15 protein-coding genes and 3 tRNA genes are annotated in these 14,425 nt (G+C 37.7%); 2 read left to right on the forward strand and 16 right to left on the reverse strand.

Going from position 1 to position 14,425, the window contains the following annotated elements; translation table 11 throughout:
- Window positions 1–42: 42 nt before the first annotated feature.
- Window positions 43–116 (forward strand) — tRNA-Asp (locus tag HW278_RS09630).
- A gap of 197 nt (window positions 117–313) precedes the next feature.
- Here the strand turns inward: HW278_RS09630 and HW278_RS09635 are convergent.
- The 9 genes from HW278_RS09635 to HW278_RS09675 all read right to left on the reverse strand — a co-directional run bounded on the left by HW278_RS09635 (window position 314) and on the right by HW278_RS09675 (window position 7,895).
- Window positions 314–1,084 carry an ABC transporter ATP-binding protein gene (locus HW278_RS09635; RefSeq protein ID WP_009411683.1) on the reverse strand — a complete coding sequence of 257 codons (771 nt, stop codon included), beginning with the start codon at window positions 1,082–1,084 and terminating at the stop codon, window positions 314–316.
- A complete protein-coding gene (fabD, locus tag HW278_RS09640) occupies window positions 1,081–1,962 on the reverse strand; it encodes an ACP S-malonyltransferase (RefSeq protein WP_178977669.1) in 882 nt (293 codons plus the stop codon). Before fabD ends, HW278_RS09635 begins: the two co-directional genes overlap by 4 nt.
- 37 nt (window positions 1,963–1,999) lie before the next feature.
- Window positions 2,000–3,184 (reverse strand): bifunctional phosphopantothenoylcysteine decarboxylase/phosphopantothenate--cysteine ligase CoaBC, encoded by a 1,185-nt coding sequence (gene coaBC, locus HW278_RS09645; RefSeq protein ID WP_178977670.1) that lies wholly within the window; start codon window positions 3,182–3,184, stop codon window positions 2,000–2,002.
- A gap of 89 nt (window positions 3,185–3,273) precedes the next feature.
- Window positions 3,274–3,588, reverse strand: a complete 315-nt coding sequence (locus HW278_RS09650) for a DNA-directed RNA polymerase subunit omega (protein WP_002670957.1) — start codon at window positions 3,586–3,588, stop codon at window positions 3,274–3,276.
- Between the two features lie 12 nt (window positions 3,589–3,600).
- Entirely contained in the window at window positions 3,601–4,407 is an 807-nt protein-coding gene (locus HW278_RS09655; RefSeq protein WP_178977671.1) for an outer membrane protein assembly factor BamD, read from the reverse strand.
- Window positions 4,408–4,443: 36 nt separating this feature from the next.
- A complete protein-coding gene (gene fabG / locus HW278_RS09660) occupies window positions 4,444–5,190 on the reverse strand; it encodes a 3-oxoacyl-[acyl-carrier-protein] reductase (protein WP_178977672.1) in 747 nt (248 codons plus the stop codon).
- A gap of 35 nt (window positions 5,191–5,225) precedes the next feature.
- On the reverse strand, window positions 5,226–5,549 hold the full coding sequence (locus tag HW278_RS09665; RefSeq protein WP_178977673.1) for a translation initiation factor: 324 nt from the start codon (window positions 5,547–5,549) through the stop codon (window positions 5,226–5,228).
- A gap of 2 nt (window positions 5,550–5,551) precedes the next feature.
- Window positions 5,552–7,078, reverse strand: a complete 1,527-nt coding sequence (locus HW278_RS09670) for a DUF4270 domain-containing protein (RefSeq protein WP_178977674.1) — start codon at window positions 7,076–7,078, stop codon at window positions 5,552–5,554.
- Window positions 7,079–7,085: 7 nt separating this feature from the next.
- On the reverse strand, window positions 7,086–7,895 hold the full coding sequence (locus HW278_RS09675; RefSeq protein ID WP_106095733.1) for a glycogen/starch synthase: 810 nt from the start codon (window positions 7,893–7,895) through the stop codon (window positions 7,086–7,088).
- Between the two features lie 56 nt (window positions 7,896–7,951).
- On the opposite strand from HW278_RS09675, the gene panC reads away from it, so the two are divergent.
- On the forward strand, window positions 7,952–8,848 hold the full coding sequence (panC, locus tag HW278_RS09680; protein ID WP_178977675.1) for a pantoate--beta-alanine ligase: 897 nt from the start codon (window positions 7,952–7,954) through the stop codon (window positions 8,846–8,848).
- Window positions 8,849–8,940: 92 nt separating this feature from the next.
- Here panC and HW278_RS09685 read toward each other — a convergent pair whose 3' ends face one another.
- The 7 genes from HW278_RS09685 to HW278_RS09715 form a co-directional block, all read right to left on the reverse strand.
- On the reverse strand, window positions 8,941–9,564 hold the full coding sequence (locus HW278_RS09685) for a rhodanese-like domain-containing protein (protein WP_106095731.1): 624 nt from the start codon (window positions 9,562–9,564) through the stop codon (window positions 8,941–8,943).
- A gap of 139 nt (window positions 9,565–9,703) precedes the next feature.
- Window positions 9,704–11,491: a vWA domain-containing protein gene (locus tag HW278_RS09690; protein WP_178977676.1), complete on the reverse strand. Its 1,788-nt coding sequence runs from the start codon at window positions 11,489–11,491 to the stop codon at window positions 9,704–9,706.
- A gap of 19 nt (window positions 11,492–11,510) precedes the next feature.
- Window positions 11,511–12,629, reverse strand: a complete 1,119-nt coding sequence (locus tag HW278_RS09695) for a hypothetical protein (protein ID WP_178977677.1) — start codon at window positions 12,627–12,629, stop codon at window positions 11,511–11,513.
- An 83-nt stretch (window positions 12,630–12,712) separates the two neighbouring features.
- Entirely contained in the window at window positions 12,713–12,970 is a 258-nt protein-coding gene (rpsT, locus tag HW278_RS09700; protein ID WP_002670974.1) for a 30S ribosomal protein S20, read from the reverse strand.
- 69 nt (window positions 12,971–13,039) lie between these two features.
- A tRNA-Glu gene (locus HW278_RS09705) sits at window positions 13,040–13,111 on the reverse strand.
- 42 nt (window positions 13,112–13,153) lie between these two features.
- Window positions 13,154–13,225: transfer RNA gene (locus HW278_RS09710), tRNA-Glu, on the reverse strand.
- A gap of 183 nt (window positions 13,226–13,408) precedes the next feature.
- The gene (locus HW278_RS09715; RefSeq protein WP_178977678.1) at window positions 13,409–14,413 is read right to left on the reverse strand and encodes an acyl-CoA reductase; all 1,005 of its coding nucleotides are present in this window, start codon (window positions 14,411–14,413) and stop codon (window positions 13,409–13,411) included.
- Between the last annotated feature and the right edge of the window lie 12 nt (window positions 14,414–14,425).

Here is a 14,425-nt window from a genome sequence, read left to right on the forward strand (position 1 = left end):
TTGCAACCGCAATGAAGAAATGAATTGCACAAATTTGCTGAAGGTCTGGTAGTTCAGCTGGTTAGAATACATGCCTGTCACGCATGGGGTCGCGGGTTCGAGTCCCGTCCAGACCGCTTCATAAGATTTAGTTGTGTTGTTTTGTGTAAATATTTTTACACGGGTTTATAGTAAACCAATGAAAGCTTTCCTTTCTCCAAGGAGAGCTTTTCTTTTTAAGTGAGATTTAGAATATAAATTCCCTTAATTCTCTAATAATAAAAAAGCTACCTATAAACTTTATAGGTAGCTTTTTAGAAATTTAATTATTAATCTAATCCTCGTGTTCTTCTAAATAAGCTTTCCTTACCTTCTTAAACAGCTCCGATGAATACACAAAGTCAGTAACAGCTTCGTTATCGGTCCGGAAAATAGTTTCTTTAGTGCCTTCCCATTCTTTATAACCATTTTTTAGGAATACAATCTTAGCCCCTATTTCCATTACTGAGTTCATATCGTGAGTATTGATTACGGTGGTGATGTTAAACTCTTCAGTAATTTCCTGGATAAGGTTGTCTATCACAATAGAGGTCTTAGGGTCGAGCCCTGAGTTAGGTTCATCACAAAACAAGTAGTTGGGTTGGTTTACGATAGCGCGAGCAATAGCTACCCGTTTCTGCATACCTCCAGAAATTTCCGAAGGTAATTTATCATCGGCATTTACTAGGTTTACACGGCTCAATACTATATTAGCACGCTCGCGTATTTCTTCAGGTGTTTTTTGAGAAAACATCTTCAAAGGGAACATCACATTCTCGAGCACCGTCATAGAGTCGAATAAAGCGCTTCCTTGGAATACCATTCCCATTTTTTGACGCAAGGCTACACGTTCTTTGCGTTTCATATCAGCGTACTTCACCCCATCGTAGATAATGTCGCCCGAATCGGGGGTAAAAAGACCTAAAAGTGATTTGAGGAACACAGTTTTACCTGAACCACTTTGCCCGATAATCAGATTCGTTTTACCTTTTTCAAAAGTAGTAGAAATACCTTTGAGCACTTCAGTTCCGTTAAAAGATTTATGTAAATTTTCTACTTGTATCATATTTCTACTGAAGCTACCACTGCCTCTTTGTTTATTTTCTTCACCAAGCCTTGTAGCACTTTGCCAGGTCCTACTTCAATAAATTCGGTAGCACCATCAGCAATCATCTGTTGTACACTTTGTGTCCATTTCACAGGAGCAGTAAGTTGCTTGATGAGGTTCTTTTTAATGTTAGCTTCATTGCTTACAGCCGTAGTAGTTACATTTTGGTATACTGGACAAAGTGGTTTATGGAAAGTCGTTTGCTCAATCGCTGCTGCCAATTCTTCTTCGGCAGGTTTCATCAGTACTGAGTGAAAAGCTCCGCCTACAGGCAATACAAGAGCACGCTTAGCTCCTGCTTCTTTCATCTTTTCGCAAGCTGCTTCTACAGCTTTGAGTTCACCTGAAATCACCAACTGACCTGGGCAATTATAGTTGGCAGGGGTTACAATTCCGTCAACTGTTGCACAAAGTTCTTCAACCTTACTATCGTCTAAGCCTAATACGGCAGCCATTGTACCAGGTTGTAATTCGCAAGCCTTTTGCATAGCGGTAGCACGTTTGGCTACTAATTGCAAACCATCTTCAAATGAGAGGGCTTCATTGGCTACTAAAGCAGAAAATTCACCTAATGAATGTCCTGCAACCATTTGAGGAGCAAAATTTTTACCGAGTACTTTGCTAAGGATTACTGAGTGCAAGAAGATAGCAGGCTGGGTAACTTTGGTTTGTTTGAGGTCTTCATCAGTACCGCTGAACATTATATCAGTAATGGAGAAGCCGAGAATGCCATTAGCTGCTTCAAAAAGAGCTTTGGCTTCAGCAGATTTTTCGTATAAATCAAGCCCCATACCTACAAATTGGGCTCCTTGACCAGGGAAGATGTATGCTTTCATTTATTTTTATTTTTATAAGATTGAAAGTACAAAGATATTACTTTTCTATAAGAATGCCAAATATCTGTGCTAAAATATCTTTAGCGACTTCTTCTTTGCTTTTTAAAGGAAAAGTGATTTGCGTTTCTTTAGTAATAAAAGTAACTTTATTGGTATCAGTACCAAAGCCTGCTCCTGCATCGCGCAAGGAGTTGAGTACAATAGCATCTAAATTCTTTTTCTCCAATTTGGTTTGGGCATTGGCAACTTCATTTTCAGTCTCTAAGGCAAAACCTATAAGCGTCTGAGTAGTTTTGATTTTTCCTAAAGATGCTAATATATCGACGGTAGGCACTAAGGTTAGACTGAGATTACCGCCTTTCTTTTTAATTTTTTCGGAGGCTACAGTTTCAGGCGTATAGTCAGCTACAGCAGCGGCGAGGATAGCGATATCACAAGTAGGAAATTCGGTTACAGCAGCTTCATACATTTGCTGAGCACTTACCACCCGATGCAAGTGAATTTGTGAGTGAATATTCTTTTCAGTAGAGGGGCCTAATATTAAATGTACCTCAGCTCCTTGTCGTACGGCTTCATTAGCAAGGGCAATTCCCATTTTGCCAGAAGAAAAGTTTCCTATAAAACGCACGGGGTCGATTGCCTCGTAAGTAGGACCTGCAGTAATGAGAATTTTTTTACCTTTAAAAGGAAGATTTTCGGTAAGTGCATTCTCTAAAAACAGCACTATATCTTCGGGTTCAGCCATACGTCCTTGTCCTACAAGTCCGCTAGCGAGTTCGCCATAAGTTGCGGGAATGATATGATTACCAAAAGACTTTAATTTAATTAAATTCTCGGTAACCGTAGGGTGGGCATACATATCCAAATCCATTGCAGGAGCGATGAATACCGGTGCTTTAGCAGAGAAATAGGTAGCCAACAGTAAGTTATCACATACACCGTGAGCCATTTTAGCAATGGTATTAGCCGTAGCAGGAGCGATGAGCATTGCATCTGCCCATAGAGCTAACTCTACGTGGCTATGCCAATTGCCCTCAGGAGAGGAAAAATTTGTTAGCACAGGGTTTTTAGATACTGTACTGAGGGTAAGAGGTGTTACAAACTCTTTTGCATTCTCAGTGAGAATTACCTTTACATTGTGCTCCTTTTTGGTGAGTAAGCGTACTAATTGAGGTGTCTTATAAGCCGCTATACCCGCAGTAATACCAAGTACGATATTCATAATTCAGAAATATAATTAGAAAAAGGCTCTAAACGGCAAGCAAACGCTTACTGCTTAAAGCCTAACAAATAATCTATAAATACCCAATTCTATTCGGCTTCACGGTAATAAATCTTACCTTCAAGCCATTCTTTTACAGCAATAGCTTGTGGTTTAGGCAAGCGCTCATAAAAGCGAGATACCTCTATTTGCTCTTTATTCTCAAAGATTTCCTCCAAGCTATCATTATTAGTAGCGAAAGCCTCTAATTTTTCTACTAATTCCTTTTTAATTTCGGCATTTATTTGGTTAGCTCTTTTAGCAATAATAGATATAGCTTCATAAATATTACCCGTAGGTGCTTCTATAGCCGATTTGTTATAAGTAACAGTAGTGGTAGGAGCATCTATTTTCTTAAAATCCATAATGTAATGATATTATTTTTGTGATATAAAACTTTTCAATGATGTGTTTATTTTTGTAAGCATATTCTCTGCTTCCTTTTTGTATTTAGTTTCAGGGTAGGTACGCAATAAGTTGTCGTAAGCTTCTTTAGCAGTATTGAGGCGCTCTTCTTTCTTAGTTTCTATACTGTTGATAGCCCACTCGTAAGCTGAATGCAAACGCGTGTATAACGCATCTTCTCTAAAGACACTACCTGGGTTATTGGTCAAAAAGTTGTCTAACGACTTCATTGCTGCTTGATAGTCGCGTATTTGGTCGTATTGTTTAGCTATTTCAAACTCTTTTTTCTCTAAGCGAGTTACTAAGTCTAAGGCTAACTCGTTAGCTTCTTTAGCATATTCACTATCAGAGTATCTATCCAAAAAGTACTGTAATTTCTCAAGAGCCTGATAAGTATAAGTTTGGTCTACACTATATTTAGGAGTTTCCAAGTAAAGCGATTTTGCTTCTAGGAAAGCCGACTCTGTAGCTTTTTCGCTACGAGGATATAATTTCTGAAGTCGTTCAAACTGATAAGACGCCAAACTGTATTGTTTTAGCTGATAGTAAGAATCTCCAAACATATAATAAATACGTTCTCCTTGTGGCTTACCCGCATATTCTGAAGCTATTTGTTCAAAAAGGTGTGTCGCTTTTTTATATTTTTTAGCCTTATATAGCTTCTCAGCCTCAGTGTATTTTACGCTTCCTTCTTTTGATTTCAAGGCCTTTTGATACTCTCCACACGAAGTAAAGAGCACAGTCAGCAGACCGATGATGATATATTTTTTTATTAACATTCGGCAAAAGTAAAAAGTTTTTCTGATATAACAAAATTATGTGAGCATTCCTCCATCAACATTGAGCACCTGCCCTGTGATGTAAGCCGACATATCAGAGGCTAAAAAAACACAAGCATTCGCTACATCTTCGGGTTGTCCGCCACGTTTTAGAGGGATAGCATCACGCCAGCTTTGTACTACTTTTTCGTCAAGTACAGCTGTCATTTCGGTTTCTATAAAACCTGGTGCAATAGCATTGCAACGGATATTTCGAGAACCTAACTCTAAGGCAATCGATTTGGTAAAGCCGATAATTCCCGCTTTAGAAGCCGCATAGTTTGACTGTCCAGCATTGCCTTTCAAGCCCACTACACTACTCATATTGATAATAGAACCTTTACGTTGTTTAAGCATAATGCGCTGTACCGCTTTGGTCATATTAAACACTGATTTGAGATTTACTTCTATTACCTTATCAAAATCTTCTTCACTAATGCGCATCAGTAGGTTGTCTTTAGTGATACCTGCGTTGTTTACTAGAATATCAACTGTGCCAAATTCGGCTACTACGGCATCTACAAATTCTTGCGACTGTGCGAAGTTAGAAGCATCGCTTTGGTAGCCTTTTACTTTCACACCTTTTGTAGCTAATTCTTTCTCTAATGCCATTGCAGCATCCACTGATGAACTGTACGAAAAAGCAATGTTTGCCCCGTGGGATGCAAATACTTTGGCTATACCACGCCCAATGCCTCTACTAGCACCAGTGATAATAGCTGTTTTCCCTTCTAATAATTTCATATTACTAATTGTTAATTATGAATTGTCAATTGTTTTCAACCGCCTATGCGCTTCACCTTAAACCCTTTTTCTTTGAGAAGTTGCATAATAGTGTCGCGGTAATCACCTTGTATGAGGATAGTATCGTTTTTCACAGTTCCCCCTACGCCAAGGTACGTTTTAAGTTCTTTAGCCAAAATCTTAAAATCGGCTTCTGCGCCATTATAGCCCTCAATTACGGTTACGGGTTTTCCTTTGTGTTTTTCGTATTTGCATAGTAAAGGCTCTTCCTGCAACCAAATATTAGAAGGAGCTTCTTGAGGTATCTCCTCTTCTATATGGTCAGGGAAAAGTGATTTTAACTGATCTCTTAAATCCATCACTATTTAGGTTGAGTGTAGCTGATACGCAATTTTACATCTTTTATAACAGTACCCAAAGGAGTAACCACTGCTGAAGATGGTATTTTTCCTTTTGTATTAGTGTTTCTCAAATATGCTCCTAAGTTAGTGTTTTTCACATTAGAAGCTACTACTATTCCTAAAGGTACATTTGTCCCTATTTCATTAACCAGATTTAAAATATGATTGGTAATCCTCAATTGGTAAAAAGCTCCTTTTCCGTTTTCTTTTTGCAATTTTCCTAGATGATAGAGATATGAATAAGTAGACGAATCAGCATTTGATGTTGGGTCGTACTGATAATCTACAAGTACAGCTCCTGTTTGGGTGTTATAGATAAAGAGGCGTTCAGGCTCTTTTGTATAGTTTACTGAATTATCCACATATAACAATAAACTCGCATCGGTTACCATTAGTTTTTGCGACTTAATATTGGCAATATCTGTATTTGCGATAGTAATCGAAGCCGTTTGTCCTAAGGCTCCACTGAGATATATTTTACTGCTATCAGTTAAACTCTCTCCTGAATTGTTAAATAAGTTTACTGTAATGCCGTTCAGTGAAAGTTCATAACGATTTTTACGTGTTTCTGTAGTTGTAGAATTAGTTCCTGAATTTTCATAGCTATATACAATCTCTATTTTTGCATTTGCCATATTTAGGAGCATCATTAAATCCTTTGAAAAGTTAGAAGTACTGACACTAATCCCTTTAAAATATTTTTTAAATTCATTAACGTTAGCAAGTTCGCTACTGCCTTCCTTGTTGATAATTTTTGTTTGGAAGAAATTTGTGCTTAGTGGAATACGCAACCCTGGTGCTAATACATCTTGTACTTTTTTACTCTCATCTTCACTTGTTTGTGGGTTGTCAAACTGATAGCGAGTAATAGCTTTATTACTGATAGTGTAAGTACTAGTAGTGTTAGACACAATAGAAGCACCTAAATTACTTGTAATATTAGTGTCGTTTGAATAATATATTTTAGCATTGAGATCCGTATCAATATCACTTAAAAAATAGTTCAGTTCTCTCACATTTACTTGAAAGCTCGCATCTCTATTCCCATAGATAGAATCTAACGTATATTCTACATTTTGAGAGTAAGAAGCGTTGCTATTAGAACTATTCGGATTGAAGAAAGGAATGTATAGATACGCTTCTGTAACGGTTTCGTTTTCCGATTTGTTCTCACTATTTTCAGAGGCTTGTGTTTTAGTTCCAAAAGTCGGATTAACAGCTGGTAATGTTACTTGTGCCACTATGGTAGCCGATTTAGTACCAAAGGGAACTTGGCTATACTGTCCTAATAGGTATCCTCCTAAACCGTTAGTTTGTACTGCACTTTCTTTTACTTGGCTTACCTGAATAGTAGCTGTAAATACATTAGTGTCAAAGTTAGGATTTTTTAGCAGTCCACCATCTATCTCGTTAAAATCATTACTTGAGCACGCACTGAAAAGTGTTACTATAGTAGCAAAAAATAAAATCTTCTGTATGTTATTCATTCGTTTGTTATTTCTTTAATATTTTAGTGTAAAATTCGCGGTAAGAATCTTGAAAAGTTTCCTTATCACTGTTGTAAAGCACAGGCTTTCTTAGATTTTTTAGGTAGGTTTGGAAATCCTCAGGCATATCTTCACTCACCACTACAACTCCATCCGAATACTTGATAGCGACACGCATCAAATTGTAATAAGTAGGATTTTTTAGCGGGTCTACCGTCTTTTTGCTAATACCATCAAAAGCCACTTTATTGATAAGCGTACTGTCCAAAGCCCCCTCATAATCGCTATCGAATACTGAGGTAACAATTTTACTTTCTGAAAAGATAGGTTCATCTTTGTAATAGGTGCGCAAGTAAAGAGGCAACAAAGCCGATACCCAACCGTGTATATGAATAATATCGGGTAACCAATTCAGTTTTTTAACAGTTTCTACAATACCTTTAGCAAAGAAAATACAGCGCTCATCGTTGTCTGGGTACATATTGTTTTCCCCATCAAAGAGTGTGCCAGTGCGCCTGAAATATTCATCGTTGTCAATAAAATAAACCTGTATGCGCTCCTTAGGGATAGAAGCTACTTTAATAATCAGAGGTACATCAATATCATTGATAATAATATTCATCCCCGAAAGGCGTATCACCTCGTGCAACTGATGACGTCGCTCATTGATATTACCAAACTTGGGCATAAAAATACGTATCTGCCCTCCATTGTTATTCACCATTCTCGGGGCTTCAAATGACATCTTTGCCAACTCACTATAGGGCGAATAAGGCAACACTTCCGACGATACGTAGAGTACTTTTTTATCTTTCATAAAAAGTAATTAGTTATTTTAATTAGCTCTTAGAAGGCACAAAAGTACAAAAAATTATGCACATATCCATAATTTTATATAAGTTTGCACCCAAAAAAGATTTGATACCGATGATTTACACACACCAAAAGGAACTCCATAATCTATTGGAAACCCTTAAAAATCAAGGAAAAACAATTGGATTAGTGCCCACTATGGGCGCTTTACACGACGGACATTTATCACTCGTAAAAAAAGCTAAACAAGAGAATGATATAGTGGTAGTGAGCATTTTTGTGAACCCTACGCAGTTTAACAACCCTACCGATTTGCAAAAATACCCGCGTACCTTAGAAGCCGATGCTCAGAAGATTGCTCAGTTCAGTAAAGAGATATTCATTTTTGCCCCTACCGTAGCCGATATTTATGGCGAAGAAGTAGTCGCTGAACCTTTTGACTTTGCAGGATTAGACAAAGTGATGGAAGGTACTTCTCGCCCTGGTCATTTCGATGGTGTAGGCACGATTGTTAAAAAACTTTTTGAGATTGTAATGCCCGATAGAGCTTATTTTGGTGAAAAAGATTACCAACAACTGCTTATTATTCAGCAAATGGTGCGACAAAAGGGCTTGCCAGTAACCATTGTTCCTTGCCCAATCGTGCGCAATGCCGATGGTTTGGCTCTCAGCTCCCGCAATGCTCTCCTCAGCGAGCCAATGAAACAGCGTGCTACCATTATTTACAGCACTCTACTCGCTGCCAAAGAACGTTTTGCTACTCATAGCCCTGCCGAAGTAGAAGCGTGGATAAAAGGAGTCTTTGCTCAACAGCCCGACTTCACCTTAGAGTATTTTACCATTACCGATGCACATACTTTGCAATCTATTACCAAAAAAGAAGCAGGTAAAGACTACCGTGCTTTTATAGTAGTACACGCCGAGGGAGTAAGATTGATTGATAACCTTGCTTTTTAGGTAAAAAGTAATAAAAAACTTTGCCAAAACTCTAATTGTCTTTGGAGCTACGAGCTTTGGCAAAGTTATATATCTTCTAAATAGCTAATTGATTAATCCCCCTTAGTAACTATAAATACATTTTCTTTCTCTACTCCTATTACTTCGTGTTCTACATCTACGGGTATTTGATAGGTATCGAGGTCTTTGAGCACAATTTCTTCTCCATTGATAAGAAAACGTACAGTTCCTTTCACCATAATAAGGGTTGCAGGGATACTGGTAGTGTGTTTTTTCAGCACTCCTCCTTCACCTAAAGCTATGGCTACTTGTCTCACATTTTTACCATCTTTTACAAAATAAGTAGTAGGTTTATCAGTCTTAAAAGTGAGCTTATCGGCTAAGTTTACTTTCTGTAACGACTTTACGTGTTCTACTGTTTTGCCATTCACAGCCGTAATGTTGTGCATTTTAAGAATGTCCTGCGCTTTACCAGCGCGTATACCGCGACGGCAAAAGAGGACAATATTCTCTTTTCCTTTTAGTTCTTGCCATCGGGCACCCATCTCTTCCAAAGGAATATTAATGGCTCCTTCAGCAGTCCCCGCGGCGTATTCTTTTGGAGTACGCACATCTATTAAAGTTACATTTTTAGCGTTGATACGCTCGGCGAGCGTTTGGGATTTTGCTGTAATTGTTACAAGCAAAAGTATCCCTAAGGTCATTGAATACTTCATAAAGATTAATTTTATTATATAACTTAGCATTAGAACAATTTTGCTCCGTAAATACTCGTTTTTATGAATTGTTTCCTCTCCTTTGGAGAAGTCTGCGAGAGCAGAGTATGTGAAGTGAGGTGAGGCTTTCATTAGCTCATTACTTCAGTTTCTCCGAAACTTCCACTAATCGGATAAACTCCTTTCGGTAGCCTTCCTCATCTTTACCTATAGCGTTTTTAGCCAAGTCAAGTACCTGAGAGAATGAGGATTTGGCTTTATATTTAGAGTTCCTTAAGAGCATTCCCCATTCAGCTACAGCTGATGCAAATCGGTAATCATCATCTGTTTTAGCGAACTCAGTAAGTGTAAAAGGGATAGGAGTGCTTTCTTCTACGCTTTTAGCATCTTTTACTATAGGGTCTTTATAGCGTATTTTGAGGAAAGCTAATTCGTTAGCAAATCCTTTTTCTACTTGTTTTTGATAGCGCAACCCATCGGTTGTAGCGCCTTTGGCAGGTACCAATTCATATAAAGCAGTTACGGTATGCCCAGCACCTATTTCACCAGCATCTTTCTTGTCGTCTTCAAAATCTTCATTGGCTAAGGCGCGGTTTTCATAGCCTACCAATCGGTATTCTTTCACGTATTGGGGATTGAATTCTAACTGCAATTTCACATCTTTAGCTACGGTGTAAAGTGTACCGCCAAATTCATTCACTAATACTCTTTTGGCTTCGGTAAGATTATCGATATAAGCATAGTTACCATTTCCTTTATCGGCAATAGTCTCTGCCATATCATCACGGTAATTTCCCATACCATAGCCTAATACCGAAATGTATATACCATTGTTACGTTCCTCTTCTACCAAACGTTGCAACTTATCACGTGAAGAAATTCCCACATTGAAATCGCCATCGGTTGCTAAGATAATACGGTTATTGCCTTTGGGCAAAAAGTTCTTTTTGGCTACTTTGTAAGCGGTTTGCAATCCAGCTCCTCCTGCAGTAGACCCACTAGCTACCAAATCGTCTATCACTTTAGATATTTTTTTCTTTTCTTTAGCTGGGGTGGAAGGCAGTAAAACTCCTGTTTGGCTCGCATAAACTACAATCGCTATCCTATCTTCTGAACGTAAATTATCCAAAAGCAATTTGAACGATGCTTTTAGCAACGGCATCTTGTTAGGTGAGTCCATAGAACCTGAGGTGTCTATTAGAAACACTATATTAGAAGGTGGAGCTTTGGTAAGATCTATTTTCTTTGCTTGTAATCCAATGCGCAACAAATAATTATCAGGATTCCAAGGACAGCTACTTAGCGTTGTTGTAGCATTGAGAGGTGCTTTGCTACCTTCGGCTGGAGGTGTATAGTTATAATCAAAATAATTAATAAGTTCCTCTATGCGTACTGCATCTTCATCAGGTTTTTGCCCATAGTTGATCATACGGCGCACATTGCTGTAGGAAGCTTTATCCACATCAGCAGAGAAAGTAGTTACGGGATCTGTAGCTGTACTTTTAAAGCCACTTTCGTCTATCGCTTTATAAGTTTCGCGAGAGGGTTCATAAATGTCATAAGTAACAGCTTTCTTTTGTTTATCTTTTTTTCTATTACGTTTACCTACATAACCTGTTGTTACCACCACTTCTTGAAGTGTAACATTATCTTCTTCTAAAACTACATTGATAATCTTCTGTCCAGTAACTTTCACTTGTTTGATTTTCATTCCTATATAAGAAAACTCTAAGATATCACCATTCTTTACTTTGATAGTGTATTTACCATCAAAATCAGTTTGAGTACCTTGGGTAGTTCCTTTAATTACTATCGAAACACCAGGTAATGGGTCTTTAGCGTCATCAGTAACAGTACCTGTTACTTCGTACTCTTGTGCATACAGTGTGGTCAGTGTAAAGAAAAATAAAATTAGTATTCGTTTCATATGATAAAATTAATAAGGTTTATTTAGGTATGCTATCTGTGTCTTGTGTACCAATAAACTTCATTCGTTCTTCTAAGTCGTTTCCATAGATGTTATTGATACGCGCAATCACACTGTTAAACGTTTGTCCTAATAGCGAAATATTGCTTTTAAGCTCTTCTTCTTTAAAATCTGGATTGTTCTTTACATTGTCAGCTAAAGCTTTTATCTGTGTTTGGAAAAGTCTAAGACGTGCCTTTACAGTAGGAACATTTATCTTTTCAGGGAAGGTAGCGTCATCGCTGAGTAATTCTCGTAAGGCATCTTCAATCTGTACCAACCAAAAGAATACTGAATAATAAGAGCTCTCTACTTCCGAATGTTCCCCCACAATCTTATCCGAATACTGTCCTACTTTGTGAAAGTATTTAGCAGGAAGTTCTAAAACAGAACGATACAGAATTACATTGTCATTCTCTTTAGCATTCTCATCTAAGGAAAGTTTTATAGTGTAAGGAGCTGATTTTTTAGGTGAAAAAGTAATCTGATATCTGTTCCAATCGTCTTCTAGGGCGGTCTTTTTTACGTTGCTTGTCGAGGAGTTAAGCGTATCTAATGCAAAAGTTGCCGATAGTTCATTGCTGTTGGACTCTGAGAAATTTAGGTTTACTTTTGGATAGTTTACTTTTTTTAAAACTACAGAAAAAGTATAAGGAATGTTTGCTACCAAAAATCTACTCCATTGTAAAGAGGCTACCTCATTGTTCTTTTTCTTTTCAAACCTAAAAACAGTGTCTTTCGAAGCCTCTGCGGGAGCTCGCCAATCACGTTCTACTAAGCTATTGATGTTTTCAGTTTTAGAGTTGATAGGGTACAGTCTACTATACACCAAGAGGCTATCGGGGTTTGAGAGCATTAAATCATCTGTGTTTTTAATCTTGGCAGGAGCCATCGAAACAATCACCTGCATCAGCGATTGAAAACTCTTCCAATGCTTCATATCCTCTTGAGCTTTAGGGGTAAGGTCTATCAATTTGAACTCCTCAAAGTCAATTGATTTAACTTTGTGCACTTGCCTTGTTTTGTTAGTCTCTTTGTCGTCATTACACGAAATGAAACACGTTAATAAACTGAATAATATATAAAATCTGTACTTCATAACCTCTTGTATTACTGAAAACACCAAAGCCAGACTTACTTACATAAATCTGGCTATTAGTGATAAATCTAAAACCTAAATGACTATTTAGCTAACTTGTTAATATGTTTAGCTAAACTGCTCTTTAAATTCGCCGCTTTATTAGCGTGAATAATATTTCTCTTAGCAAGTTTATCAATCATCGAAACTACTTTAGGGAAAAGAGCTTTGGCTTCTTCTACATTTTCCAAAGCGCGTAGTTTTCTTACGGCGTTACGAGCCGTCTTGTGTTGATAACGATTGCGTAAACGAGCTGCTTCGTTTCTTCTGATTCTTTTTAATGCTGATTTATGGTTTGCCATTTTCCTTTATTAGTTTTATTTTTATCGCCGTACCTTTTCTTTGAAGATACTTCTAATAGTTGCATTTAGTAGTCCGTAGGGGAATCGAACCCCTGTTACAAGGATGAAAACCTTGCGTCCTAACCCCTAGACGAACGGACCTTGAAAATTATTGTTTAATCCAAAAAACTTAATATATGTTTGTAGTCCGTAGGGGAATCGAACCCCTGTTACAAGGATGAAAACCTTGCGTCCTAACCCCTAGACGAACGGACCATTCTACCATTAAAGTACTACTTCTCCTTTAATGCGGTGGCAAAAGTACTACTTTTTTTTATACCTGCAATATTTTTGAACATTTTTTTTACAAAAACGCTAAAATTATTTTTTAAGTGTCTTATAGTTAGTAGGTTGTTAATCTGTGTTTTTTCTATGTAAACAATTCTTTTTATTTAGTTGTTACAAATTTAGTAAAAACGTAAGCGTGTTTACACCATCGGCGTAATCCCATAGTTTAGGAGTCTGCGTTTGCCCGAAGGGTATTTCACCATCTATAAAATTATGACCTACTACACATTGTATCTTTTCTCTGTCGGTTGCTAATTTCTTTTTTAGAGCTTCTTTATTGGTGTAATATTCATAGAAAAGAGTCGCAATAGGTGAACCGTAATGTTCGTCTTCTTTCAGCAGTAAGAAACCGTTCTCGAGTAGTTTATACAAGCTCATTAGGTAAACGGCTTTGTTGTAGTCGTAGTTATTGGCGTATTTTTGTTCTTCAATAATGTCTTTATAGGGGTAGATAGCCTGAAATAATAGGTCGAAATCATACCCCTGGGGTACAAATAGTTTAGAAACACTTCGGCAACCCAAGCCGTAATACAAAAAGATGTCTTTACCTAAATCCTGCAATTCCTCAGGTGTTTCTTCACCTGTAAGTACGGCTACTGAATGGCGGTTTTTCCTTATAATATGGGGTTTCTTGCCAAAGTAATACTCAAAATAGCGTGCGGTATTATCGCTACCCGTAGCTATTACGGCATCGTATTCAGTTACTTTATCATCTGTAAAAGCTACCCCTTCTGCCCATTCAGGAGCAAAAGCCTTCATCTGTTTTATAAGGTAGGGAAGTAGTACGCCATCGTCGCTGGAGAGCTTCACTATTGCCTTATGCCCTGCTACCAATACGCACAACAAATCGTGGAAGCCTACCAAAGGCAGATTACCAGCCATTATAATCAATATTTTTTTAGGCGAAGTAGTTTGTGGTAATTGATATTGCGACAGCCATTGTTGTACATTGTTTTTGCTGAGGGCTTCACTCCACGATTTAAAGGCAAATATTACATTAGCACGCGTAAACCAACTGTTCTGCTGTTCTGCTTTATCAAATATATCGTTGAATTGTTCGGTTTTAGAAAGTAGTTCTCCTAACCGAACTAAGTTGTTTATATTTTGTTGCTTCATTAGAAAGTATCT

The sequence above is a fragment of the Capnocytophaga sp. oral taxon 902 genome (assembly GCF_013394735.1).
Classification (GTDB): domain Bacteria; phylum Bacteroidota; class Bacteroidia; order Flavobacteriales; family Flavobacteriaceae; genus Capnocytophaga; species Capnocytophaga ochracea.